The sequence below is a fragment of the Streptomyces yangpuensis genome, from assembly GCF_001005295.1.
Classification (GTDB): Bacteria; Actinomycetota; Actinomycetes; order Streptomycetales; family Streptomycetaceae; genus Streptomyces; species Streptomyces yangpuensis.
In genome coordinates this window covers 1123763-1147295 of the sequence record NZ_LBMK01000001.1, presented here as the reverse complement: position 1 = coordinate 1147295, position 23533 = coordinate 1123763, and the positions used below count along the sequence as shown (strand labels likewise).

General features: G+C 73.9%; 25 protein-coding genes and 1 riboswitch. Of the genes, 14 read left to right on the top strand and 11 right to left on the bottom strand.

Going from position 1 to position 23533, the window contains the following annotated elements; genetic code table 11:
- The first annotated feature begins 51 nt into the window (after nt 1-51).
- From AAT21_RS05180 to AAT21_RS05160, 5 genes are all read left to right on the top strand, one after another.
- A complete protein-coding gene (locus tag AAT21_RS05180; RefSeq protein ID WP_046775427.1) occupies nt 52-717 on the top strand; it encodes a TetR/AcrR family transcriptional regulator in 666 nt (221 codons plus the stop codon).
- Nucleotides 718-862: 145 nt separating this feature from the next.
- Entirely contained in the window at nt 863-1843 is a 981-nt protein-coding gene (locus AAT21_RS05175; RefSeq protein ID WP_046775426.1) for a DEDDh family exonuclease, read from the top strand.
- A gap of 99 nt (nt 1844-1942) precedes the next feature.
- Nucleotides 1943-2176 carry a hypothetical protein gene (locus AAT21_RS05170; RefSeq protein ID WP_007263378.1) on the top strand — a complete coding sequence of 78 codons (234 nt, stop codon included), beginning with the start codon at nt 1943-1945 and terminating at the stop codon, nt 2174-2176.
- 177 nt (nt 2177-2353) lie between these two features.
- Nucleotides 2354-3142, top strand: a complete 789-nt coding sequence (locus tag AAT21_RS05165; protein WP_046775632.1) for an SURF1 family cytochrome oxidase biogenesis protein — start codon at nt 2354-2356, stop codon at nt 3140-3142.
- Between the two features lie 10 nt (nt 3143-3152).
- A complete protein-coding gene (locus AAT21_RS05160) occupies nt 3153-3908 on the top strand; it encodes an SDR family oxidoreductase (RefSeq protein WP_046775631.1) in 756 nt (251 codons plus the stop codon).
- 68 nt (nt 3909-3976) lie between these two features.
- Here the strand turns inward: AAT21_RS05160 and amaP are convergent, their stop codons facing one another.
- From amaP to AAT21_RS05120, 8 genes are all read right to left on the bottom strand, one after another.
- Nucleotides 3977-4534, bottom strand: a complete 558-nt coding sequence (amaP, locus tag AAT21_RS05155) for an alkaline shock response membrane anchor protein AmaP (protein ID WP_046775425.1) — start codon at nt 4532-4534, stop codon at nt 3977-3979.
- Nucleotides 4531-5094, bottom strand: coding sequence for a DUF6286 domain-containing protein (locus tag AAT21_RS05150; protein WP_046775424.1), 564 nt, complete (start codon nt 5092-5094; stop codon nt 4531-4533). Before AAT21_RS05150 ends, amaP begins: the two co-directional genes overlap by 4 nt.
- Nucleotides 5091-5513, bottom strand: coding sequence for a hypothetical protein (locus tag AAT21_RS05145; RefSeq protein ID WP_046775423.1), 423 nt, complete (start codon nt 5511-5513; stop codon nt 5091-5093). The genes AAT21_RS05150 and AAT21_RS05145 overlap by 4 nt, the downstream gene beginning before the upstream one ends.
- 6 nt (nt 5514-5519) lie before the next feature.
- Nucleotides 5520-5705 carry a hypothetical protein gene (locus tag AAT21_RS05140; RefSeq protein WP_046775422.1) on the bottom strand — a complete coding sequence of 62 codons (186 nt, stop codon included), beginning with the start codon at nt 5703-5705 and terminating at the stop codon, nt 5520-5522.
- Nucleotides 5706-5722: 17 nt separating this feature from the next.
- Entirely contained in the window at nt 5723-6148 is a 426-nt protein-coding gene (locus AAT21_RS05135; protein ID WP_107081198.1) for an Asp23/Gls24 family envelope stress response protein, read from the bottom strand.
- A gap of 131 nt (nt 6149-6279) precedes the next feature.
- Complete coding sequence (locus AAT21_RS05130) at nt 6280-7059, bottom strand: enoyl-CoA hydratase/isomerase family protein (protein ID WP_046775420.1); 780 nt, start codon at nt 7057-7059, stop codon at nt 6280-6282.
- A 157-nt stretch (nt 7060-7216) separates the two neighbouring features.
- Nucleotides 7217-7438 carry a helix-turn-helix domain-containing protein gene (locus tag AAT21_RS05125; RefSeq protein ID WP_030010789.1) on the bottom strand — a complete coding sequence of 74 codons (222 nt, stop codon included), beginning with the start codon at nt 7436-7438 and terminating at the stop codon, nt 7217-7219.
- A 395-nt stretch (nt 7439-7833) separates the two neighbouring features.
- Nucleotides 7834-9432, bottom strand: coding sequence for an ABC-F family ATP-binding cassette domain-containing protein (locus AAT21_RS05120; protein ID WP_030962157.1), 1599 nt, complete (start codon nt 9430-9432; stop codon nt 7834-7836).
- A gap of 286 nt (nt 9433-9718) precedes the next feature.
- Here AAT21_RS05120 and ypfJ point away from each other — a divergent pair, with 286 nt between their 5' ends.
- Both ypfJ and AAT21_RS05110 read left to right on the top strand, forming a co-directional pair.
- Nucleotides 9719-10609 (top strand): KPN_02809 family neutral zinc metallopeptidase, encoded by an 891-nt coding sequence (gene ypfJ / locus AAT21_RS05115; protein ID WP_046775419.1) that lies wholly within the window; start codon nt 9719-9721, stop codon nt 10607-10609.
- 62 nt (nt 10610-10671) lie between these two features.
- Complete coding sequence (locus tag AAT21_RS05110) at nt 10672-11067, top strand: VOC family protein (protein ID WP_046775630.1); 396 nt, start codon at nt 10672-10674, stop codon at nt 11065-11067.
- A 33-nt stretch (nt 11068-11100) separates the two neighbouring features.
- On the opposite strand, the gene AAT21_RS05105 is transcribed toward AAT21_RS05110, so the two are convergent.
- Both AAT21_RS05105 and AAT21_RS05100 read right to left on the bottom strand, forming a co-directional pair.
- Nucleotides 11101-12528: a hypothetical protein gene (locus AAT21_RS05105; RefSeq protein ID WP_412180297.1), complete on the bottom strand. Its 1428-nt coding sequence runs from the start codon at nt 12526-12528 to the stop codon at nt 11101-11103.
- A 115-nt stretch (nt 12529-12643) separates the two neighbouring features.
- Nucleotides 12644-13774 carry an alpha/beta hydrolase family protein gene (locus AAT21_RS05100; RefSeq protein ID WP_046775418.1) on the bottom strand — a complete coding sequence of 377 codons (1131 nt, stop codon included), beginning with the start codon at nt 13772-13774 and terminating at the stop codon, nt 12644-12646.
- A gap of 309 nt (nt 13775-14083) precedes the next feature.
- On the opposite strand from AAT21_RS05100, the gene AAT21_RS05095 reads away from it, so the two are divergent.
- The 7 genes from AAT21_RS05095 to AAT21_RS05065 all read left to right on the top strand — a co-directional run bounded on the left by AAT21_RS05095 (nt 14084) and on the right by AAT21_RS05065 (nt 22757).
- Nucleotides 14084-15352, top strand: a complete 1269-nt coding sequence (locus tag AAT21_RS05095; protein ID WP_046775417.1) for an inorganic phosphate transporter — start codon at nt 14084-14086, stop codon at nt 15350-15352.
- A gap of 32 nt (nt 15353-15384) precedes the next feature.
- A complete protein-coding gene (locus tag AAT21_RS05090) occupies nt 15385-15606 on the top strand; it encodes a hypothetical protein (protein WP_046775416.1) in 222 nt (73 codons plus the stop codon).
- A gap of 121 nt (nt 15607-15727) precedes the next feature.
- Nucleotides 15728-15879: riboswitch (cobalamin riboswitch) on the top strand.
- A gap of 37 nt (nt 15880-15916) precedes the next feature.
- Complete coding sequence (locus AAT21_RS05085; protein ID WP_046775415.1) at nt 15917-16909, top strand: cobalamin biosynthesis protein; 993 nt, start codon at nt 15917-15919, stop codon at nt 16907-16909.
- A complete protein-coding gene (locus tag AAT21_RS05080) occupies nt 16906-18426 on the top strand; it encodes a cobyric acid synthase (protein WP_046775414.1) in 1521 nt (506 codons plus the stop codon). The genes AAT21_RS05085 and AAT21_RS05080 overlap by 4 nt, the downstream gene beginning before the upstream one ends.
- A 178-nt stretch (nt 18427-18604) precedes the next feature.
- Complete coding sequence (locus AAT21_RS05075) at nt 18605-20722, top strand: putative cobaltochelatase (protein ID WP_046775413.1); 2118 nt, start codon at nt 18605-18607, stop codon at nt 20720-20722.
- Nucleotides 20722-21321, top strand: coding sequence for a cob(I)yrinic acid a,c-diamide adenosyltransferase (gene cobO / locus AAT21_RS05070; protein WP_046775412.1), 600 nt, complete (start codon nt 20722-20724; stop codon nt 21319-21321). Before AAT21_RS05075 ends, cobO begins: the two co-directional genes overlap by 1 nt.
- 11 nt (nt 21322-21332) lie before the next feature.
- Nucleotides 21333-22757 carry a cobyrinate a,c-diamide synthase gene (locus tag AAT21_RS05065; RefSeq protein WP_046775628.1) on the top strand — a complete coding sequence of 475 codons (1425 nt, stop codon included), beginning with the start codon at nt 21333-21335 and terminating at the stop codon, nt 22755-22757.
- 11 nt (nt 22758-22768) lie between these two features.
- Here the strand turns inward: AAT21_RS05065 and AAT21_RS05060 are convergent, their stop codons facing one another.
- Nucleotides 22769-23494, bottom strand: a complete 726-nt coding sequence (locus AAT21_RS05060; RefSeq protein WP_046775411.1) for a ZIP family metal transporter — start codon at nt 23492-23494, stop codon at nt 22769-22771.
- Between the last annotated feature and the right edge of the window lie 39 nt (nt 23495-23533).

Genomic DNA, 23533 nt, shown 5'->3' with positions numbered 1-23533 from the left:
ACCCTTGCACGCGCCAGAACTGACGCATCAACAGATCGGCGGACCGCAGACATGGCCCGATCCTCGCTGACCCGTGACGAGGTGCTGGACGCCGCCGCGTCCCTGGTCAGGCAGCGCGGTCCGGCCGCCCTCACGATGCGGGGGCTCGCCGCCGAGCTGGGCACCGCGGTGACGTCCATCTACTGGCACGTCGGGAACCGCGAATCGCTGCTCGACGCCCTCGTGGAGCGGACCGTGCGGGAGATGGGCGCGATCCGGCCGGCCGGCCGCACCCCGTCCGAGCGGATCCTCTCGGTGGCCCGGATCCTGCGCCGCGAACTGCGCGGGCGCCCGCACCTGATCGCGATGGTCCACGAACGCGGACTCACGGAGCGGATGTTCCTGCCGGCGCAGCAGGCGCTCGTCCACGAGGTGCACGCCGCCGGGCTGCGTGGTGCCCGGGCGGCCGACGCGGTGCGCGCCGTGCAGTTCCAGATCGTCGGCTTCCTCCTGGTCGAGCGCAACCGCGAACGCTCTCCCGCCCAGCACCCGGCCGAGAGCGAGCTGTGGGACCCGGCGGCCGCCCCCGACGACCCGGCCCTCGCCCGGGCGCTGGCCCGGCCCGCGGATCCGGAGCGGCTCTTCCTGCTGTCCGTACGTGCCCTGGTGACGGCCCTGCTGGCACCGCCGCCCCAGGCTCCGGGAACCGCGCCCCGGGCTCCGGGAACCGCCCGGTGAATCGGGCTGCTGAGCCGCGACGCGGCCGTTTTCCCGCCGGGCCCCTCGACGGTTGCGGCTCGAACGGACGGCCGCCGGGGACCTGGTGTCCGCCCTGGGCTGACCCAGGGTGGGGCCGCGGTGTCAGTCCGTGCCGATATCCTCTGTGACCATGCTCGACGACCGTACGACCGCAGAGACGACGTGGCCGACCGCCTACCCGCAGGGGTACGCGGTCGTCGACGTGGAGACCACCGGGCTCGCGCGCGACGACCGGATAGTCTCCGCCGCCGTCTACCGGCTCGACGCACAGGGCAACGTGGAGGACCACTGGTACAGCCTGGTCAACCCGCAGCGGGACCCGGGACCGGTGTGGATCCACGGCCTGACGAGTGACGTGCTCGCCGGTGCGCCCCTCTTCGAGGACATCGCCGAGGAGTTCGCCGGCCGGCTCGCGGACCGCGTGCTGGTCGCCCACAACGCCATCTTCGACTGGCAGATGATCGCCCGGGAGTACGCGCGTGCGGCGACGACCGCGCCGGTCCGCCAGCGGCTGTGCACCATCGCCCTGTCGAAGGAGCTGAACCTCCCGCTGCCCAACCACAAGCTGGAGTCGCTGGCCGCGCACTTCGGCGTGGTCCAGCAGCGCGCCCACCACGCGCTCGACGACGCCCGGGTGCTCGCGGAGGCCTTCCGCCCGTCGCTGCACGCGGCGGCGCAGGGCGGCGTACGGCTGCCGCTGCTGGAGTGCCGGCCGCTGACGGAGTGGTCGGACTCGGCCGCCGCCCCGCGCGTCGGCCACCAGGCGTCGTACCGGGGCGGCGGCAGCTGGCGGCCCTCGCGCAGGCGGCCGGCGTGCCCGCATCCCAACCCGGGGCGCTTCGAGGACGGCAAGCCCCTCAAGCAGGGCATGCGGGTCGCCTTCTCCGGCGACACCTCGGTGGAGCGGGAGCTGCTGGAGGACCGGGCGATCGAGGCGGGCCTGCACGTCGCGACGAGTGTGTCGCGGCTCACCAGCCTCCTGGTGACGAACGACCCGGACTCGGCGACCTCGAAGACGGTCAAGGCGAAGTCCTTCGGCACCCCCGTCGTCGACGAGGCGGCCTTCACGCAGTTGCTGCGGGACGTGGCCCCCGCCGGGGAATGAGCGGACCGGCCGCCGGCCGTTGCGCCGGGCGGGTGTCCGCGCGGCGACTCACCAGGGTGGATCTTGTTCCGCCGCTCCGCCGTGCGCAGCATGCCGCGCATGGCACGTTGTGAGGTCTGCGGAAACGATTACGGCATGTCCTTCGAGGTTCATGCCCAGGGAGCGGTCCACGTCTTCGACTGCTTCTCCTGCGCCATCCACCGCATGGCGCCCATCTGCGAGCACTGCCGCGTCCAGATCATCGGGCAGGGCGTCGAGGTCGAGGGCCAGTGGTACTGCGGCGGGCACTGCGCCCGCGCGGAAGGGAAGGTGGGCATCGTCGACCACGTCTGACCGCCGCCGCCCCGGCCCGGCGGCCACGTCTGACCGCCGCCGCCCCGGCCCGGCGGCCACGTCCGGCCGCCGCCGTCCCGGCCCGGCGCCCCTCTCCACAGCCGCCTTCCCCACCCCGCGACCCCGGAGGGCCACCCGGCCACCGGGGTCCTCGTCGGCCGGGGTACCGTCGTGGGCGTGTACCGCTTTGTGCTGACCCGGCAGTGGGTGTGCCTCACCCTCATCGCCCTCGTCCTCATCCCCGTGATGATCAAGCTCGGGTTCTGGCAGTACCACCGCCATGTGCACCGGGTCGCGCAGAACCAGCTGATCGAGGCGAACCTGCGGGCGAAGCCCGTCCCCATGACGGAGGTCACCTCCCCCGGCCACAAGGTCCCCCGCGCCGACTTCTGGCGCGCCGTCACGGCGACCGGCACGTACGACTCCGCACACGAGGTGGTCGTACGGATGCGGACCTCGAACGACGACAAGGTCGGTTTCCACGTCGTGACCCCGCTCGTCCTCGCCGACGGCCGGGTGGTGCTGGTCGACCGCGGCTGGGTCGCGGGCGGCGGCGACCCGCGCGCCTACCCGCCGGTGCCGGCCGCGCCCGCGGGCGAGGTCACCGTCACCGGCCGGCTGAAGGCCGACGAGACGAGCGGCGGCAGCGGCATCAAGGACCGCAAGGGCCTGCCCGACCGTCAGGTGATGCTGATCAACAGCGGGCAGCAGGCGGAGTCCCTGGGCCGGCCGGTCCTCGGCGGGTACCTGGAGCTGACCGATCCGGCTCCGGACGGCGGTCCCGAGACCGTCGCCGACCCCGACCACGACTCGATCGGCGCCCACATGGCGTACGCGGTCCAGTGGTGGCTGTTCGCCGCCGCGGTGCCGGTGGGCTGGCTGGTCCTCGTACGGCGCGAGAAGCGCGACCGCGAGGAGGCCGCGGCCCGGGCCGAAGCCACCGAGCAGGAGCCCGCGACGGCGTAGCGTGTCGGGCATGGATCTTGGACTGAAAGACCGTGTCTACATCGTCACCGGGGCCTCGCGCGGCCTCGGCTTCGCCTCCGCCCGGGAACTGATCGCCGACGGCGCGAAGGTCCTCGTGACGGGCCGGGACGAGAAGCGGGTGGCCGAGGCCGCCGCCGAACTCGGCCCGAACGCCGCCGCCGCGGCCGCGGACAACGCGGACCCGGCGGCCGCCGGACGGCTCATCGTCACCGCGCAGGAACGCTTCGGCCGCTTCGACGGCATCCTCATCAGCGTCGGCGGCCCCGTCCCGGGCTTCGCCGTCGACAGCACCGACGAGCAGTGGGCGGCCGCCTTCGAGTCGGTCTTCCTCGGTGCGGTACGTCTGGCCCGGGCGGCCGCCGCGGTACTGGGCGAGGGCGGGGTCATCGGCTTCGTCTTGTCGGGCTCGGTCCACGAGCCGATCCCCGGCCTGACCATCTCCAACGGCCTGCGCCCGGGCCTGGCCGGGTTCGCGAAGTCCCTCTCGGTGGAGCTCGGTCCGCGCGGGATCCGCGTCGTCGGCCTGCTTCCGGCCCGCATCGACACCGACCGGGTGCGGGAGCTCGACGCGCTGTCCGGCGATGCCGACGCCTCCCGTGCGGGCAACGAGTCCCGCATCCCGCTGCGGCGGTACGGCACCCCGCAGGAGTTCGGCCGCACGGCCGCCTTCCTCCTCTCACCGGCCGCCTCGTACCTGACGGGCGTGATGCTCCCGGTCGACGGCGGCTCCCGGCACGGCTTCTGAGCCTCCGTCGCGGCGCCGTCCGGCGGCGGCTGCCGCGACGGTCGTGAGCCGACGCCACGCGGCGGTCGTCAGCTGACGCGGCGGGCGCGGTGGGAGGTCACCTTGAAGCGGGCCTCCGCCGGCAGTCCGGGGAGGTTCGCGGAGGCCCGGGCGTGGCTCAGCACCGGCCCCGCCAGTCCGGCCAGGGTGTCGGCCGGGACGGCGTGGGGCTCCAGCTCCACCGCCACCCGCAGGGCGGGCGAGCCGCGCCGCCCGCGCAGGACGGCCCGGCAGCCGGCGACGCCGTCCAGTGCTCCGGCCTCCGCGGCGACGGCGTCGGACAGGGCGCGCCCGCGGAGCAGGGCGAAGGCGCCGTCCCCGGTGTCCACGGCGACCGTCCGCAGCCGGGCTCGCTTCAGCTGGGCCAGCAGCCACCACAGGGCCAGCAGCAGGCACACGACGAGGGCGGCGATCAGCACCCACCAGGCCCAGCCCTCGGCATGCAGGTACCGGCGCCGGTCGGCGGCGGTCAGCAGGGGCTCGGCGCGGCCCTTCAGCGGGGGTGCGGCGGTCAGCAGGACGACCCCGGCCGCCAGCAGCACCACGCCGGCCACCGCCAGCAGGGTCCGGTTCACGATCCCGGTCAATCCGCTCGCCTCCTGACCCGCAGACGGGGCCGCGGCGGGTGCACGAGGCCCAGTTCCTCGATGCCGACGGCGATCACCGCGTCCAGGTCGGCCCGTACCTCGTCCAGTTCACGGAAGTGGGAGGTGGCCCGCACCCGGACACGGGAGCGGCCCATCCGGACCCGGGCGGACCGCACCCCGGGCACTTCCATGGCCCGGTCCCGCAGGACCTGGGCGGCGTCCTTGCGGCCGATCCCGGCGCGCAGCGGCGGGGCGGCCTCCGGCTCGCCGTCCCGGTCGGGGCCCCGCATCATCAGGATCCGGCGGACGCCGGGGGTGAGGGCCAGCAGCAGGAGCACCGCACCGGCGAGGGCCAGGACCCCGCCGGCCACCTGCACGCCCAGGTCGGCCGGGGTGTGGACCTCCAGCCGGTGGGCGAGTTCGCGGCGCCAGGCCATGGCGGGACGGTCGGCCCGTACGGCGGCCAGGTCGTAGAGGAGGAGGCCGGCCGCGCCGATCACGAGCAGGGCGACCAGGGCCGCGGGGATCCGGCGGGCGGACCGGAAGCGGTGCGCGGTCACCGCAGCCGCCGGTCCCGCCCGGCGCCGGTCCGGGTGTGGGTGGAGTGCAGCTGCTCGATGTCGATGTCCACCTCGGGCACGGACATGTCCGCGTACTCCTGGACACGGCGTACGACCCTGCTGCGTACGGCGGCGCACTGGGCCGCGAGGTCGCCAGGGTAGTCGAGCTCCACGCCCACCCGGACCCGCGCGATGTCGTGGTGCACGGTGACGGTGGCGTGCGGGGGTGCGCCGGAGCTGCCGGCGAGGGCCTCCCGGGCGGCCTGCGCCGCGATCTTGGCGACGACCCGGTCGGCGATACGGGTGGCCCCGCGGTCGGCGGCGGCCACCGCGGCCGGGGCGGTCCGCGCGCCGGCGGGCGGCGCGGTGGGGCCCGGCGGGGTCGGGCCCGGCGGGGTGGCCTGTGGCAGGGGGCTCATCGCGGCTCACCTCCGCCGGTCTTCGCGGCGGCGGAAGAGGTCCCCGGGATCCAGGTCCCCGTCGAGGAAGCGACCGGCGACGAAGCCCACGGCTCCGAGGGCCGCGACCAGCAGGAAGGCACCGAATCCGCCGAAATAGCCGGCGAATCCCAGGGCCATGCCGGCCAGCATGCAGGCGACCGCCATGCTCATGTGGAGGCTCCTCTCGGCTACTGGAGTCGGGACTCCGGCTCCTCGTCGGGCTCGTCGGGCAGCTTGACGTCGCCCACGGCGATGTTGACCTCGACGACCTCCAGGCCGGTCATGCGCTCGACCGCGGAGACGACGTTCTCACGGACGGCCCGTGCCACGTCACGGATCGACACGCCGTAGTCGACGACGATGTCCAGGTCGAGGGCGGTCTGGACCTCGCCGACCTCGGCCTTGACCCCCCGCGTGACCGCGGCCTTGTCGCCGCCGGGGACCCGGTCCCGGACGGCACCGAACGTACGGGAGAGGCCGGTGCCCAGGGCGTGCACGCCGACCACTTCCCGGGCGGCCAGTCCGGCGATCTTCTCGACCACCCCGTCCGCGATGGTCGTGCGCCCCCGGTCGCCGGGTGCCTTGTGGGAGCCCCCTGATGCGGTGTCGGTCATCGCGTGTCCCTTCACGTGTACGGACTCACTCCGCTCCACGGTAGGCCCGCGGAGACAGGAAGGCGCCCCGGGACTACGCCGTTCGGCGTGCTCCCGGGGCGCCTTCCGGCACACGGTGGGGCTGGAGCGAGTCAGTCCGAGAGGCCCGCCAGGTCCCGCAGGCGACGGGCCTGGGCGGCGCGCTCGGCGGCGCGCTGGTCGTCGTACGTCCGGGTCTGCGCGGCGCGCAGCAGGGTCTTGGTCTCGATCACGGCGTCCCGCGGCGGGGCCAGCAGGGCGGTGGTCAGGTCCTGGACGGCGGCGTCGAGCTCGTCCGCCGGAACCACCAGGTTGGCGAGACCGACCCGCTCCGCCTCCTCGGCGTGCACGAAGCGGCCCGTCGCGCAGATCTCGAGCGCGCGGGCGTACCCGACAAGGGAGGCCAGCGGCTGGGTGCCGGCCAGGTCGGGGACGAGGCCCAGGCTCGTCTCGCGCATGGCGAACTGCACGTCGTCGGCAACCACGCGCAGGTCGCACGCGAGTGCGAGCTGGAAGCCGGCGCCGATCGCGTGCCCCTGCACGGCGGCGACGGAGATGATGTCGTTACGCCTCCACCAGGTGAAAGCCTCCTGGTACTCCGAGATCGTGGCGTCGAGCCGTTCGTCGGAACCGCGCGCCAGATCGAGGAAGGACGGCTCGCCCTCGAAGCCTTCGGGGGTGAACGCCTGCCGGTCGAGTCCGGCGGAGAAGGACTTGCCCTCGCCGCGCAGCACGACGACCCGGACGGTGCCCGGCAACGACCTGCCCGCCTCGGCCAAAGCCCGCCAGAGCGCGGGGGATTGGGCATTTCGCTTGGCCGGATTGGTCAGTGTCACCGTGGCGACCGTGTCGTCGACGATGAGTCGTACGCCGTCCTTGTCGAGCAGAGCCATCCGTGTGCCTCCGGTGTGCAGTCGGCCGCAAGCTCGGCCTAAGTGACTGCACAGTAACCACCCAGTCGGCCGGGAGGCCGACCGGGGGGTCACCGAAGGAAACGTCGGATCATGTGAGCCTTGAAGCCGTTGGAGCGTTGGATCCGATGGACCGGGGTCAGGCCGTAGCCGCCTTCTTGCCGCGCGTCGCGCCACCGCGACCACGCAGCGAAACCCCGGACTCACTGAGCATCCGGTGGACGAATCCGTAGGACCGGCCGGTCTCTTCGGCCAGCGCCCGGATACTCGCACCGGAGTCGTACTTCTTCTTCAGGTCTGCCGCGAGCTTGTCGCGCGCGGCGCCGGTAACCCGGCTGCCCTTCTTCAGAGTCTCGGCCACCCGTGCCTCCTCGTGGGAAGTGCGCTCTGGACTTCTCATGATCACCCCTCCCCGGCTTCCTGGCCACCCATTCAGCAAGGTCGGTACGACGGCATTTCCCGGGCCGTGGACACCCGAGCAGAACGGAATCTCCCCTTCCGCTGCATGACTTCCGTCACACTTCGCCGCCCTGCCCGTGAATCTCCTGGTCAGGGGCCGGACCGCGGAAAACCGACGGCCCCGGTAGCGCACCTCCGTGGGTGCGGCCGGGGCCGTCGTACGACGCGCAACGGTACGAGACCGTCTCACTCAGATGATGGATCACCCCTGAGCCGAATGATCCATAAGGAACTGGATCAGGGCCGGGACGCCGTCCCGGCACCTTCCGGGGCCTCCCGGCGCCGCCGGGGCGGCGGTCAGGCGAGGGCCACCAGGTCCCGGTAGTCCGGGCCCCACAGGTCCTCGACACCGTCCGGGAGCAGGATGATGCGCTCCGGCTCCAGCGCCTCCACGGCACCCTCGTCGTGCGTGACGAGGATGACGGCGCCCTTGTACGTGCGCAGCGCGCCCAGGATCTCCTCGCGGCTGGCCGGGTCGAGGTTGTTCGTGGGCTCGTCGAGGAGCAGCACGTTCGCGGAGGAGACGACCAGGGTGGCCAGGGCCAGACGGGTCTTCTCACCGCCGGAGAGGACTCCGGCGGGCTTGTCCACGTCGTCGCCGGAGAAGAGGAACGAGCCGAGCGTCTTGCGCACCTCGACCAGGTCCAGGTCGGGCGCGGAGGAGCGCATGTTCTCCAGGACGGTGCGGTCCGGGTCCAGGGTCTCGTGCTCCTGGGCGTAGTAGCCGAGCTTGAGGCCGTGGCCGGGGGTGACCTGGCCGGTGTCGGGCTGCTCGGTGCCCGCGAGCAGGCGCAGCAGGGTGGTCTTGCCCGCGCCGTTGAGGCCCAGGATGACGACGCGGGAGCCCTTGTCGATGGCCAGGTCGACGTCGGTGAAGATCTCCAGGGAGCCGTACGACTTCGACAGGCCCTCGGCGGTCAGCGGGGTCTTGCCGCAGGGCGCCGGGTCCGGGAAGCGCAGCTTGGCGACCTTGTCGGAGACGCGGACGGCCTCCAGGCCGGACAGCAGGCGCTCGGCCCGCTTGGCCATGTTCTGCGCGGCGACAGTCTTGGTGGCCTTGGCGCGCATCTTGTCGGCCTGCGAGTTCAGGGCCGCGGCCTTCTTCTCGGCGTTCTGGCGCTCGCGCTTGCGGCGCTTCTCGTCGGCCTCGCGCTGCTGCTGGTAGAGCTTCCAGCCCATGTTGTAGACGTCGATCACGGACCGGTTGGCGTCCAGGTAGAACACCTTGTTCACGACGGTCTCGACCAGGTCGACGTCGTGGGAGATCACGACGAAGCCGCCGCGGTAGTTCTTGAGGTAGTCGCGCAGCCAGACGATCGAGTCGGCGTCGAGGTGGTTCGTCGGCTCGTCGAGGAGGAGGGTGTCGGCGTCCGAGAAGAGGATCCGGGCGAGCTCGACGCGGCGGCGCTGGCCGCCGGAGAGGGTGTGCAGGGGCTGGCCGAGGACCCGGTCCGGGAGGCTGAGGGCGGCCGAGATGGTCGCGGCCTCGGACTCGGCGGCGTACCCGCCCTTGGTGAGGAACTCGGTCTCCTGGCGCTCGTACTGCTTGAGCGCCTTCTCGCGGGTGGCGCCGGAGCCGGTGGCGATGCGCTCCTCGTTCATCCGCATCTTCTTGATGAGGACGTCGAGACCGCGGGCCGACAGGATCCGGTCGCGGGCCAGGACGTCGAGGTCGCCGGTGCGCGGGTCCTGCGGGAGGTAGCCCACCTCGCCCGAACGGGTGATGGAGCCGCCCGCGGGCTGGCCCTCCCCCGCGAGGCACTTGGTGAGGGTGGTCTTGCCGGCGCCGTTGCGGCCGACCAGGCCGATGCGGTCGCCCTTGGCGATGCGGAAAGAGGCGGACTCGATGAGGACGCGGGCGCCGGCGCGCAGCTCGATGCCGGTGGCGGTGATCACGGAAATACTCCAGGGCGGGTCGGGACGGCGGAAGGGGGCAGGACGCGAGGCTTCGATGCCGCTAATCCGCGAGGAGATTTGCCATGGGAGACATTCTACCGGGGGTGTGCAACTGGTTTCGGGGGCGGCGGCCGGGCCGCCCGGCCCCGGTGGTCCGCTCCCCCCTGTCCCCCGTTCGGACCAGCCGGGACCAGGGGGAACCGGGGCGCGTACCGGGACGAAGGGGCCGATACTCGCCGCAGGGGCGGTCGCGCGGCCGCGCCGGCTTCGTGGAGGGCGGTGCGGGATGCAGTTCGACGACAACGCCGGTCTGGACACCTCCGAGGTCAAGGATGTGCGGGGCAGTCGCATCCCGGGCGGGAGGGCCACCGTCGGCGGCGGCCTCGTCGGCATCATCGCGCTGATCATGGGCCTGCTCTTCGGTGTGGGGCCGGAGCAGCTGGGGCTGTCCTCCGGGGACGAGGAGCCCGCCCCGGCCGCGTCCTCCGTCGGCCAGGTGCAGCAGGCCTGCCGGACCGGGCGGGACGCGAACACGCGCGAGGACTGCCGGCTGGTCGCGGTGGTCAACAGCACCCAGGACTTCTGGCGGCAGGAGTTCACGCGGCGCGGCGGCCGGTACGGCCCGGCCTCGACGGTCTTCTTCACCGGCCGGGTCAACACCGCGTGCGGGACGGCCACCTCGGCCGTGGGCCCCTTCTACTGCCCCGCCGACCGCCAGGTGTACCTGGACCTGGGCTTCTTCGACGAGCTGCGGACGAAGTTCGGCGCGAGCGGCGGCCCCTTCGCCCAGGCCTACGTCGTGGCCCACGAGTACGGGCACCACATCCAGAACCTGACCGGCACCCTCCAGCGGGCCCAGGACGGCCGGACGGGCGCGAACAGCAACGCGGTCAAGGTCGAGCTGCAGGCGGACTGCTACGCGGGGGTGTGGGCGCACAACGCGACGCGGACCCCGGACGAGTCCACCGGGCGGCCCCTGATCACCCGGCTGACCGACGAGGACATCCGGGACGGGCTGGACGCGGCGGCGGCGGTCGGCGACGACCGGATCCAGGAGAAGTTCCAGGGCCGGGTGACCCCGGAGGCCTGGACGCACGGCTCGGCGGAGCAGCGCAGGCAGTGGTTCCACGAGGGCTACCGGACGGGCGACATGGCCCGGTGCAACACCTTCCGCTGACCGTCGGCGACGCCTGCCATGCTGTGTGACGCGGGTCACCGTCACGAGAGGGAGTGATCGTCATGGCAGGCGTTCCGTCCATCTGTCCCACGCTGGTCTACCGCGACGCGAAGGCGGCCATCAAGCTGCTGACCGAGGCCTTCGGCTTCAGCCAGGTAGCGGTGTACGAGGGGGACGACGGCTCGGTGGTGCACGCGGAGCTGGCGTACGGCAACGGTGTGGTGATGCTGGGCAGCAAGGGCACCGGCGGGGCCTTCGACAAGGCCATGGAGGGCGCCGGCCCCGCGGGGGTCTACGTCGTGGTCGACGACGTGGACGCCCACCACCTGAGGGCGGTCGAGCACGGCGTGGAGATCCTGATGGGCCCCACCGACCAGGACTACGGCTCCCGCGACTACATGGCCCGGGACGGCGAGGGCAACATCTGGAGCTTCGGTACGTACGCGCCGCAGGCCTGAGGAGCCGCGGCGCGTACGCGCGTAGCGCCGGGGTCAGGCGCCGCCGGTGTGGACCTGGAACGCGGCCCGGCGGACCGCCTTGGCCAAGGCCGGGTCCGGGTGCGCCGCGGCCAGCGCGACCAGGACCTGGACGGTGCGCGGATGGCCGACCGCACGGACCTCGTCCAGCAGCCGGGGGACGGTCGTGCGGACGGCCGAGTCCAGGTGGCGTGCCAGCAGATCGGCCTCGCCGTGGTCGGCGATGGCGGCGGCGGTGTCCACCCAGAGCCAGGTCGACTCCTCGGCGGTGAGCACGTCCTGCGCCTCGTCGGGGTCGATCCCGTCGTGCTCGGCGAGCCAGAGCAGCGCGTACGGGCGCAGAGCGGGCTCGCGCACGGCGGCGCGCACCTCGGGCTCGGCGGGGGCGCCCACCACGCGCAGCGCCTCGAAGGCGAGGCCGCGCAGCAGGGCGTCCTCGCCGCGGGCGGCCTGGAGGAGTTCGGCGACGGCGTGGCCGACGGGCCGGGCGGCGAGCCAGGCCTGGTACTCGGCGCGGGCCGGTCCGGGGGTGAGCCGTGCGCAGCCGTGCAGCATGGCTGCGGCGGACTGCTCGATGTTCCCGGCGGGGCTCTGTGCCGCGACGCAGATCTGCTCCAGCTTGACCCAGACGGCCCAGCTTCCGAGCGGGGTGAGGGTGGCCCGGGCGGGTCCGAGGGTGACGGCGTCCACGGCGGCGAGTCCGCCGAGCGCCCAGCGCAGCAGCCGGGCGAGCGGAACGGGCGGGGCCTCGGCGCACGGGGCGTCCGCGGCCGGCCGGGCCGCCGCGGGCTCCGCCTCGTAGGGGATCTCGCAGCGCTCGTCGCGCAGTTCGGTGACGCGCTGCCCGAGCAGGTCGAGCAGGTCGGGGACGGTCACCGGGCCCGCGGACAGCTGGAGCAGCGAGAGCAGCTGGGGCATGGCCTCGACGACCTCGGCGACGACCGCGGGGGCGATGTCGGCGGGGGCGGGGTGGACCAGCGACCAGGCGTCGAAGAGGGCGACCCAGCCGCGCAGTACGGCGGTGTCGTCGCGGTCCCAGGCACGCAGCCGCCAGCCGGGCCGGGCGTGGCCGCCGTGCACCTCGACGAGGCCGGCGAGGCGGGCGCGGTCCCAGCCGACCCGGATCTGGCCGTGCGTCAGGCCCAGCTCGGCGGCAGCGCGTTCGACGTCGGCGGCGGGCAGGGCTCCCGTCGGGGCGGGCCGGCCCCCGTCCACCGCGCCGAGGTTGCGCTCGGCCCAGCGGGTCAGGCGTACGGCGTCCGCCAGCGAGGCCCTGGCCCGGTTCGCGAGGTCGGCGGTGGCCGGGGTGCCCGCCGGGGGCCGCGGGGCGGGGCGGGTGCGTCGGTCGGTCACCGCCTTGCGCGCCGCGGCGACGGAGCGCGGGGAGACGAGTCGGAGTCTGGAGTCGCGAGCCAACTGCTCATCAGGCTTTCGGGACGTCACGGAAGCAGTCTCGCCCGTCACTGGCCGAAAGCCCAAACGGAATCGGCTCCTTCCGTCCCTGCCCCGGGGCAGACCGGGACAAGCCGCCCGGAGGGCCCGCTCCGTCACACGGCCTTCACATCAAAGGGGTGAGGAAGCGGCGCAGGGCTTCCTCGTAACCGGCGGGATCGGCGTTCCACATCGCCCCGTGTCCGGCCTGCCTGACCGTGTGCAGGGTGACCAGGTCCGGGCGGGCGGCGGCCAGCCTGCGGGAGGGTTCCCACGGGGCGAACGCGTCGTCCGGGCCGTGGAAGATCAGTACGGGGATCTTCAGCGCTCCGGGGTCGGCGCCCGGCGGCAGGCGGTCGGCGCGCAGTCCGGCGCGGCCCTCGGCGGCCCGTACCGCCAGCGGCAGCACGGGGGCGGGGGTGCGGCGCGCCGCGACGAGGGCGCGCAGGGTGGTGTGCCAGTCGAGCACGGGCGAGTCCAGGACCAGGCCGGCAATCCGGTCGGCGAGTGCCGAGCGCTCGACGGCGTGCAGGGCCATGGTCGCGCCGGTGGACCAGCCGTGCAGGATCACCCGCCGGGCTCCGTAGCGCAGGGCGTAGCGGATGGCGGCGTCCAGGTCCCGCCATTCCGATTCGCCGAGGTGGCCGAGGCCGTCGGGGGGTTCGGGGGCGCCGAGGTCGCCGCGGTAGCCGAGGTCCAGGACGGGGAGCCGGTGCCGGTGCAGGAAGGGCATGACCACCATGGGGTGCTCGCGCCCGGAGCCGAGTCCGTGCACGGTGATCACCCAGGTGTCCCGGGCGGCGGGCACGAACCACGCGGGGAGCGCGCCGAGCTCGCCGGGGATGTCCACGTCGGCGTGGTCGAGCCCGAGCGCGGTGCGCGGGTCGCCGATGTGCACCTGGGGGGTGAGGGTGACCCGGGTGCCGGGGGCGAGGCTGCCGTGGGTGACGGCGAGGAGCCTGCGCACGACGGTGTCCGGGCCGTGTTCGGCGTCGGGGAGGACGGGCCCGACGACGGCGTGCACCCCGGGCGCGGCCAGGCCGTACGTGCCGGGGCGCAGGGAGGCGAGCGAGCGGGTCAGCGCGATCCTGCCGTCGCCCGCGGAGTGCACGCTCAGCCGCGGCCCACCGGGAAGCGGCATGCCGGGCCGGGGGCGCAGGGCGGCGTCGGCGGCGTACCTGCCCGCCGCCACGGCGGCCGCGCCCGCGCCGATGAGGGTCGTGGTGACGGCCGCTGCCGTCACAGTAACGGTACGCACCGTTCCAGTTTCGTCGCACAGAGTCCGGAGGGCCACCGGAGGAGAACACTCCGGGTCTACGCGGGAAGAGTGATCCGGGTCACTTCCGGGGGCCCGGAGGAGTGGCGGCAAGCACCCCCGGAGACGTGCGGAGGGGCTCATTCACCCGGCTTTGGCCTGCACTTATGCTGAAATCTACGTAAGAATCAGGACGAATATCCCGATCGCGCCCCGTGCCCGTACACCGCTCCGCCGGAGTCAGTTCACCTTCCGTTCACTCAGGTTGCCTACGTTCACCGAGCCACTGACGCCAAACAGAAGCCTGGGTAAATGGAGCACATAACGCTTCTCCTCGGGATCGTGATCATCACCGCTCTCGTGTTCGACTTCACGAACGGTTTTCACGACACGGCCAACGCGATGGCCACCACCATCTCGACCGGCGCCCTCAAGCCCAAGACCGCGGTGGCCATGTCCGCCGTGCTCAACCTCGTCGGCGCGTTCATGTCCGTGGAGGTCGCCAAGACGATCTCCAAGGGCCTGGTCAACGAGGAAGGCATCCAGCCAGAGGTGATCTTCGCCGCGCTGGTCGGCGCCATCCTCTGGAACCTCGTCACCTGGTTGGTCGGACTCCCGTCCAGCTCCTCCCACGCCCTGATGGGCGGCCTGATCGGTGCCGCGGTCGCCTCCGCCGGCCTCGGCGCGGTCAACGGCGGCGTCGTCGTGACCAAGGTGCTCATCCCCGCGATCGCCGCCCCGCTGGTGGCCGGCATCGCCGCGTACCTGGCTGCCAAGCTCACCTACAAGCTGGGGGACAAGGTCGGCGAGAAGACCTCCGCCAAGGGGTACCGCGCCGGTCAGATCGCCTCGGCCGGTCTGGTCTCCCTCGCGCACGGCACCAACGACGCGCAGAAGACGATGGGCATCATCACCCTGGCCCTCATCGCCGGCGGCGCCATCGCGCCCGACGCGAACCCGCCGGTCTGGGTCATCGTCTCCGCCGGTGTGGCCATCGCGCTCGGCACCTACCTGGGCGGCTGGCGCATCATCCGCACCATGGGCAAGGGCCTGACCGACCTGCAGCCGCAGCAGGGCTTCGCCGCCCAGACCTCGGCCGCGTCCGTCATCCTCGCCTCCTCAAACCTGGGCTTCTCGCTCTCCACCACCCACTCGTGCTCCGGTGCGGTGATGGGTGCGGGCCTGGGCCGCAAGGGCGGTGTGGTCCGCTGGTCCACCGCGACCCGCATGTTCGTCGCCTGGGGCCTGACCCTGCCGGCCGCCGCGCTGGTCTCGGCCGCTGCCGAGCTGGTCATGCGCGCCGGTGACATCGGCATCGCCGCCGTCACCGTCTTCCTGGTCGGCTCCTGCCTGGCCATCTGGCTCATCTCGCGCCGCCAGGTCGTCGACCACACCAACGTCAACGAGGTCGCGCCGGCCGGCACCGAGGAGCCGGGTGTCGTCACCACGGCGATCGCCGCCGTCACCGTCCCGCCGACCGTCGCCGCCGCCGGCACGGCCGCCGCGGTCACGGACGAGGACCTCAAGGCCACCATCCCGGCCGCGACGCAGACCCCGGCGGCTCCGGCCGCCGCGGTCTGACCGAGACAGAGACACACAGAGGAATCGGCAGTATGAAGATCGACTGGGAAGCGCTGGGCTCCGTCTTCGGGGTCAGCCTCTTCGCCACCGTCGCCCTCGTGGCCCTCTTCACCCTGGGCCTGGTGGGCCTGTCCAAGCACGAGGCCGCCACCGAGCAGGGCGGCAGTGCCACCCTGGCCCGCAGCGGCGCGTACCTCTGCTTCGCGCTCGTCACGGCCGCCGTGACGTACGGGATCTACCTGATCGTCGCCTGACCCCCCGCGACAGCGCGGGCACGGCGTGAAACATCGTGAAAGCTCCCCCCGGGTTCGTCCCGGGGGGAGCTTTCGCATCTCCCGGCCCTGCCGCGCCGCAGGTCAACGGCGAGTTGACGGGCCTTCCGGGTGCGTGGTGGACTGCCCGAGCCAATACGGCGGCATGGAGAGGAAGTCCGGTGTAATTCCGGCGCGGTCCCGCCACTGTCACCGGGGAGCGCACGCCGCGTGCGTCCCGGGAGCCAGGAACTCTCGCCGCCGGACACGTCGAACCAGGGCGCGGACCCTGAGTGAGGACATACCTGCCACCATGCGTGCCGATCGCGTTTTCGCGTACGGCGCCACGGCGGGCCTGATCGGCGACCGGATCCTCGGTGATCCCCGCCGAGGGCACCCCGTGGCCGCCTTCGGACGAGCAGCCGCCGCAGTCGAGCGCTCCCTGTGGCGCGACGACCGCGCCCGCGGCGTCCTGCACACCCTGTTGTGCGCCGGGGGCGCGACCGCCGTCGGCGCGCTGGCCGCCCGCTCGTTGCGCTCCCGCCCCGCAGCCGCCCGTATCGCCCTGACCGCCGCCGCCACCTGGGCCGTCGTGGGCGGCACCTCGCTGGGCCGTGAGGCCCGTGCCATCGGCGGCGCGCTCGCCGCCGGGGACGTCGAGGTGGCGCGCGAGCGGCTGCCGCACCTGTGCGGCCGCGACCCGCACTCCCTGGACGGGCAGCAGATGGCCCGTGCCGTCGTGGAGTCCGTCGCCGAGAACACCTCCGACGCCGTGGTCGGGGCCCTGGTGTGGGGCGCCGTCGCCGGGGTCCCCGGCCTGCTGGCCTTCCGCGCCGTCAACACGCTCGACGCGATGGTCGGCCACAAGTCCCCCCGCCACCTGCGCTACGGCTGGGCGTCCGCCCGGCTCGACGACCTCGCCGGCTGGCCCGGCGCCCGGCTCACGGCCCTGGCCGCCGTGGTCGCCGGCCCCGACCGGCGCGGGGCCGTGCGCGCCTGGCGCGCGGACGCCGCCGCGCACCCGAGCCCCAACGCCGGACCCGTCGAGGCCTCCTTCGCCGGGGCGCTCGGCGTCAGACTGGGCGGCACCCTGGCCTACGGCGGCCGGGTCGAGCACCGGGCCGTACTGAACGGCGCGGCTGGTCGGCCGGTGGAGGTCGCCGACATCGAGCGGGCAGTACGGCTGTCACGGCAGGTGACGTGGCTGGCCCTGGGCGCCTGCGTGGCCGCCCGGCTGCTGGTGGGACGAGTACAAGGGGCACGAGGGGCACGAGGGGCACGAGAGGTACGAGGGGGACGCGCATGAGCGGCACGAGGCGCGGCGGCGGACTGCTGGTCGCCGGTACGACGTCGGACGCGGGCAAGAGCGTGGTCACGGCGGGCATCTGCCGCTGGCTGGCCCGCCAGGGCGTGAAGGTGGCGCCCTTCAAGGCGCAGAACATGTCGCTGAACTCCTTCGTCACCCGGGAGGGCGCCGAGATCGGCCGCGCCCAGGCGATGCAGGCCCAGGCGGCCCGTGTGGAGCCGACCGCGCTGATGAACCCGGTGCTGCTCAAGCCCGGCAGCGACCGCAGCAGCCAGGTGGTGCTGCTGGGGAAGCCGGTCGGGGAGATGAGCGCGCGCGGCTACCACGGAGGACGTCAGGAGCAGCTGCTCGGCATCGTCACGGACTGCCTGGAGCAGCTCCGGGGCACGTATGACGCCGTGATCTGCGAGGGGGCGGGCAGTCCGGCCGAGATCAACCTGCGCCGGACCGACATCGTGAACATGGGCATCGCGCGGGCCGCGCGCTTCCCGGTGGTCGTGGTCGGCGACATCGACCGCGGCGGGGTCTTCGCGTCCTTCTTCGGGACGACGGCCCTGCTCTCCCCGCAGGACCAGGAGCTGATCGCCGGCTTCATGGTCAACAAGTTCCGCGGTGACGTGTCGCTGCTGGAGCCGGGCATGGAGATGCTGCGCGGGCTCACCGGACGGGCGACCTACGGGGTGCTGCCGTTCCGGCACGGGCTGGGCATCGACGAGGAGGACGGCCTGCGGGTCTCGCTGCGCGGCGCCGTGCGCGAGTCCGTGGTGGCGCCGCCCGTGGGCGAGGACGTGCTGCGGGTCGCCGTGTGCGCGGTGCCGCTGATGTCGAACTTCACGGACGTCGACGCGCTCGCGGCCGAGCCCGGGGTCGTGGTGCGGTTCGTGGACCGTGCCGAGGAACTCGCCGACGCGGACCTGGTCGTCGTACCGGGCACCCGCGGCACGGTGAAGGCCCTGGCGTGGCTGCGCGAACGCGGACTCGCGGACGCGCTGGCGCGGCGGGCCGCCGAGGGCCGGCCGGTCCTGGGCATCTGTGGCGGCTTCCAGGCCCTGGGCGAGCACATCGAGGACGACGTCGAGTCGAAGGCGGGCTCGGTGGAGGGCCTCGGGCTGCTGCCGGTACGGGTGCGCTTCGCGCGCGAGAAGACCCTGGCCCGGCCCACCGGGACCGCGCTCGGCGAGCCGGTCGACGGGTACGAGATTCACCACGGGGTGGCCGAGGTGCTCGGCGGCGAGGCCTTCCTGGACGGGTGCCGCGTCGGCGCGGTCTGGGGCACGCACTGGCACGGCTCGCTGGAGTCGGACGGCTTCCGCCGGGCGTTCCTGCGGGAGGTGGCGGCGGCCGCGGGGCGGCGGTTCGTCCCGGCCCCGGACACCTCGTTCGCCGTGCTGCGCGAGGAACAGCTCGACGTACTGGGCGACCTGATCGAGGAACACGCCGACACACGAGCGCTGCTGAGTCTGATCGAAGCCGGCGCCCCCACCGGCCTGCCCTTCCTCCCGCCGGGCGCCCCGTGAAGGCGGTCGCCCTGCGGGCGGCTCCGCCCCACCCCGCCCCGGTCCGGGGCGGAGTCCCGGGGACGGGTGGTGCGGGACGACCCCGCGCAGCGGCAGCCCGCCCACGGCCCCCGGCCGACCCGCACGCCGGCAACGACGCCCGCACGCAGACCCACATCCGCACAGAGAGAGGCAACGCATGAGCACGCCCTATCCGTTCACCGCGGTGGTCGGCCAGACCGACCTGCGGCTGGCGCTGCTGCTGAACGCCGTGAGCCCGGCGGTCGGCGGGGTGCTCGTGCGCGGCGAGAAGGGGACCGCCAAGTCCACCGCCGTGCGCGCGCTCTCCGCGCTGCTGCCGGCCGTCGACGTGGTGCCCGGCTGCCGGTTCTCCTGCGCGCCCGCCGCGCCGGACCCGGGCTGCCCCGACGGTCCGCACGGGTCCGGCCCCGGCGCCGCCCGGGCCGCCCGCATGGTGGAACTGCCCGTCGGCGCCTCCGAGGACCGTCTCGTCGGCGCCCTCGACATCGAACGGGCCCTGGCCGAGGGCGTGAAGGCCTTCGAGCCGGGCCTGCTCGCCGACGCCCACCGCGGCATCCTCTACGTGGATGAAGTGAACCTTCTCCATGACCATTTGGTGGATGTCCTTCTCGACGCCGCCGCGATGGGCGCCTCCTACGTGGAGCGCGAGGGCGTCTCCGTCCGGCACGCGGCCCGCTTCCTGCTCGTCGGCACCATGAACCCGGAGGAGGGCGAGCTGCGGCCGCAGCTCCTCGACCGCTTCGGGCTGACCGTGGAGGTCGCCGCCTCCCGCGAGCCCGCCCAGCGGGTGGAGGTCGTCCGCCGCCGGCTCGCCTACGAGGACGACCCCGCGGGCTTCGCCGCCCGCTGGTCGGGGGACGAGAGCGCGGTCCGCGACCGGGTCGTGGCCGCGCGGGCCCTGCTGCCGCAGGTGAGCCTCGGGGACACCGCGCTCCTGCAGATCGCCGCGACCTGCGCCGGCTTCGAGGTCGACGGCATGCGGGCCGACATCGTGATGGCGCGGACCGCGACCGCACTGGCCGCCTGGGCCGGACGGACCACCGTACTGAAGGAGGACGTACGCCAGGCCGCGCTGCTCGCGCTCCCCCACCGGCGGCGCCGCAACCCCTTCGACGCACCGGGACTGGACGAGGACAGGCTGGACGAGATCCTCGACCGGTTCCCCGACGAGGACCCGCAGGACGAGCCCGGTCCGGAGCCCGACCCGGACCCGGAGCCGGACCCCGGTCCCGATGGTCCCGAGGGCGGCCCCGACGGCGGCGGCCCCGACGGCGGCGGCGGGGTGCCCCCGCAGGGCGACGGCCGGCAGGACGCGCAGCCCCCGGCGCAGACCCCCGACCCCCCGGCGGAGTCCCCCGAGCCGGCCCCGCAGCCCTCCGCCCAGGAGGCCGGCGGGCCCGAGCAGGCCGCCGTACGGGCCGACGAGCCGTTCCGCACCAGGATGCTGAGCGTGCCGGGGCTCGGCGAGGGCGCCGCCGGGCGGCGTTCGCGCGCCCGCACCGCCCATGGCCGGACCACCGGCGCCCAGCGCCCCCGCGGCCAGCTCACGAAGCTGCACCTGGCGGCGACCGTGCACGCCGCCGCCCCGCACCAGAAGGCGCGCGGCCGGGCCGGGCGCGGCCTGGTGCTCCGCAAGGACGACCTGCGTCAGGCCACCCGGGAGGGCCGCGAGGGAAACCTCGTCCTCTTCGTGGTCGACGCCTCCGGGTCCATGGCCGCCCGGCAGCGGATGAGCGCGGTCAAGGGCGCCGTGCTGTCGCTGCTCCTGGACGCCTACCAGCGCCGGGACAAGGTCGGCCTGGTCACCTTCCGCGGCGCCGCCGCCGAGCTGGCGCTGCCGCCCACCTCCTCGGTGGACACGGCCGCCGCCCGGCTGGAGAAGCTGCCCACCGGCGGCCGCACGCCGCTCGCGTCCGGGCTGCTGAAGGCCCACGAGGTGCTGCGGATCGAGCGGCTGCGGGATCCGAGCCGCCGCCCGCTGCTGGTCGTGGTCACCGACGGGCGGGCCACCTCGGCCGGTGCCCTCGGCGGCGACCCGCGCGAGCTGACGGCGCGCAGTGCCCGGCTGCTGGCCGCCGAGGGGGTCGCGTCGGTCGTCGTGGACTGCGAGTCGGGGCCGGTCCGGCTGGGACTGGCCGGAACGCTGGCCGCCGACCTCGGCGGTCCGGCCGTCACCCTCGACGGGCTGCGGGCCGACTCGCTGGCCGGGCTCGTGAAGGACGTACGTACCGCAGTGACCACTTCCGCTTCCCACACCACCAGGAGGGCCGCGTAATGCCTCAGGGACAGCCGTCCGTCGTTCCGGACGACGGACTCACCACGCGCCAGCGCCGCAACCGCCCGCTCGTCTTCGTCCACACCGGGCCTGGCAAGGGCAAGTCCACGGCGGCCTTCGGGCTGGCGCTGCGCGCCTGGAACCAGGGCTGGCCGATCGGGGTGTTCCAGTTCGTCAAGTCGGCGAAGTGGAAGGTCGGCGAGGAGAACGCGCTGAAGGTGCTCGGCGCCTCCGGCGAGGGCGGCAGCGTCGTCTGGCACAAGATGGGCGAGGGCTGGTCCTGGGTCCAGCGGGACGCGCAGCTCGACAACGAGCAGGCGGCCAAGGAGGGCTGGGAGCAGGTCAAACGCGATCTGGCCGCCGAGACGCACAGGCTGTACGTGCTCGACGAGTTCGCTTACCCGATGCACTGGGGCTGGATCGATGTCGACGAGGTCATCGAGGTGCTGCGCGGCCGTCCCGGGACCCAGCACGTGGTGATCACGGGCCGCAACGCACCGGAGAAGCTGGTGGAGTTCGCGGACCTGGTCACCGAGATGACCAAGGTGAAGCACCCGATGGACGCCGGCCAGAAGGGCCAGAAGGGCATCGAGTGGTGACCTCGTTCGACATGCCCCGGCTGGTCGTCGCCGCGCCGTCGTCCGGCAGCGGCAAGACCACCGTGGCCACGGGCCTGATGGCGGCCTTCGCGGAGCGCGGCCTCGCCGTGTCCCCGCACAAGGCCGGGCCCGACTACATCGACCCCGGCTACCACGCGCTGGCCACCGGCCGGCCGGGACGCAACCTCGACGCGTTCATGTGCGGGCCGGAGCTGGTCGCCCCGCTGTTCGCGCACGGGGCGGCCGGGTGCGACCTGGCTGTGGTCGAGGGCGTGATGGGGCTCTACGACGGGGCTGCGGGCCGGGGCGAGCTGGCGTCGACGGCGCAGGTGGCGAAGTTGCTGCGGGCGCCGGTGGTGCTGGTGGTCGACGCGTCCTCGCAGTCGCGGTCGGTGGCGGCGCTGGTGCACGGCTTCGCGTCCTTCGACCCGCAGGTGCGCCTCGGTGGCGTGATCCTGAACAAGGTCGGCTCCGACCGGCACGAGGTGATGCTGCGGGAGGCGCTGGAGGAGGCGGGGATGCCGGTGCTCGGTGTCCTGCGGCGGGCCCCGCAGGTGGCCACCCCCTCCCGGCACCTGGGTCTGGTACCGGTGGCCGAGCGGCACGCCGACGCGCTGGCCGCCGTGGCGGCGCTGGCCGAGCAGGTGCGGGCGGGCTGTGACCTGGACGCGCTGATGGCGCTGGCCCGGACGGCCCCGCCGCTGTCCTGCGACCCGTGGTCGCCGGATCCGGCCTCGCCGGCGTTCGAGGCGCGGGGTGCGGGGCAGAGCCCCGGCAACGGCACCGCACCGCACGGCCGGCCCGTCATCGCGGTCGCCGGCGGCCCGGCGTTCACGTTCTCGTACGCCGAGCACGCCGAGCTGCTCACCGCCGCAGGGGCGGAGGTCGTCACCTTCGATCCCCTGAAGGACGAGGCCCTGCCGACCGGTACCGCCGGCCTGGTGATCGGCGGCGGCTTCCCGGAGGTGTACGCGCCGGAGCTGTCCGCCAACCAGCCGCTGCGGGCGGCGGTCTCGGCCTTCGCCGCGTCGGGCGGTCCGGTGGCGGCAGAGTGCGCCGGGCTGCTGTACCTGGCGCGGTCGCTGGACGGGAAGCCCATGTGCGGGGTGCTCGACGCGGACGCGCGGATGTCCGAGCGGCTGACCCTGGGGTACCGCGAGGCGGTGGCGGTGTCGGACAGCTCGCTCGCGGCGGCCGGGACCCGGCTGCGCGGGCACGAGTTCCACCGGACGGTGATCGAGCCGGGTGCCGGTGCCGCTCCGGCGTGGGGGTTCACCCACCCGGAGCGCCGGGTCGAGGGCTTCGTCCAGCGGGGTGTGCACGCCAGCTACCTGCACACGCACTGGGCGGCGGAGCCGTCCGTCGCCCGCCGTTTCGCCGAGGCCGCGGCCGCGGGGACGGCGGCCGTACGGGATGCCGCGGCAGCACGGCCGTGAACCCCGCCGGCTCACTCCGCGATGCCCACCACGAGCCAGATCCCGGCCACCCCGCCCACCGTGCACATCAGCGTGGACAGGGCGGGGTGCTTGTGGTGCGCCTCGGGCAGGATCTCGGCGGCCGCGAGGTAGAGCAGGAGGCCTCCGAAGAACCCGAGGTACGCGCCGAGGGGTTCCTCCGGAAGGGTGAACAGCAGAGTGGACGCGGCGCCCACCACCGGGGCGGCCGCGTCCGCGAAGAGCATCAGCAGGGCCTTGCGGCGGTCGTTCCCGTAGAGGCTGGTGAGGGTGTAGGTGTTGAACCCGTCGGCGAAGTCGTGGGTGATCACGGCCAGCGCCACGGCCACGCCCATTCCGCCGCCGACCTGGAAGGCCGCGCCGAGCGCCACCCCGTCGGCGAGGCTGTGGGCGACCATCGCGGCGGCCGCGGTGAGCCCGACCTGCGGGACGCGCGCGCCGTTCTCGGCGCCGTGCGCGGCCTGACGGACGGCCAGCAGCCGTTCGACGACGTGGGCGACGAGGAAGCCGGCCACGAAGAGCAGCAGGGCGAGCGGGACGCCGAAGACCTCGCCGCCCGCCGCGTGCAGGGCCTCGGGGAGCAGGTCGAGGCCGACGACGCCGAGCATCAGCCCGCCCGCCAGCCCCAGCACGAGGTGGCGGCGGTCGGTGACGCGCTGCGCCGTCCAACCGCCCAGCAGGGTCATCAGGAACGCGCCCAACGCCACGATCACGGCCATGTGCCCCTGAATACAGATTCCCCGGCCCGTGCGCACATC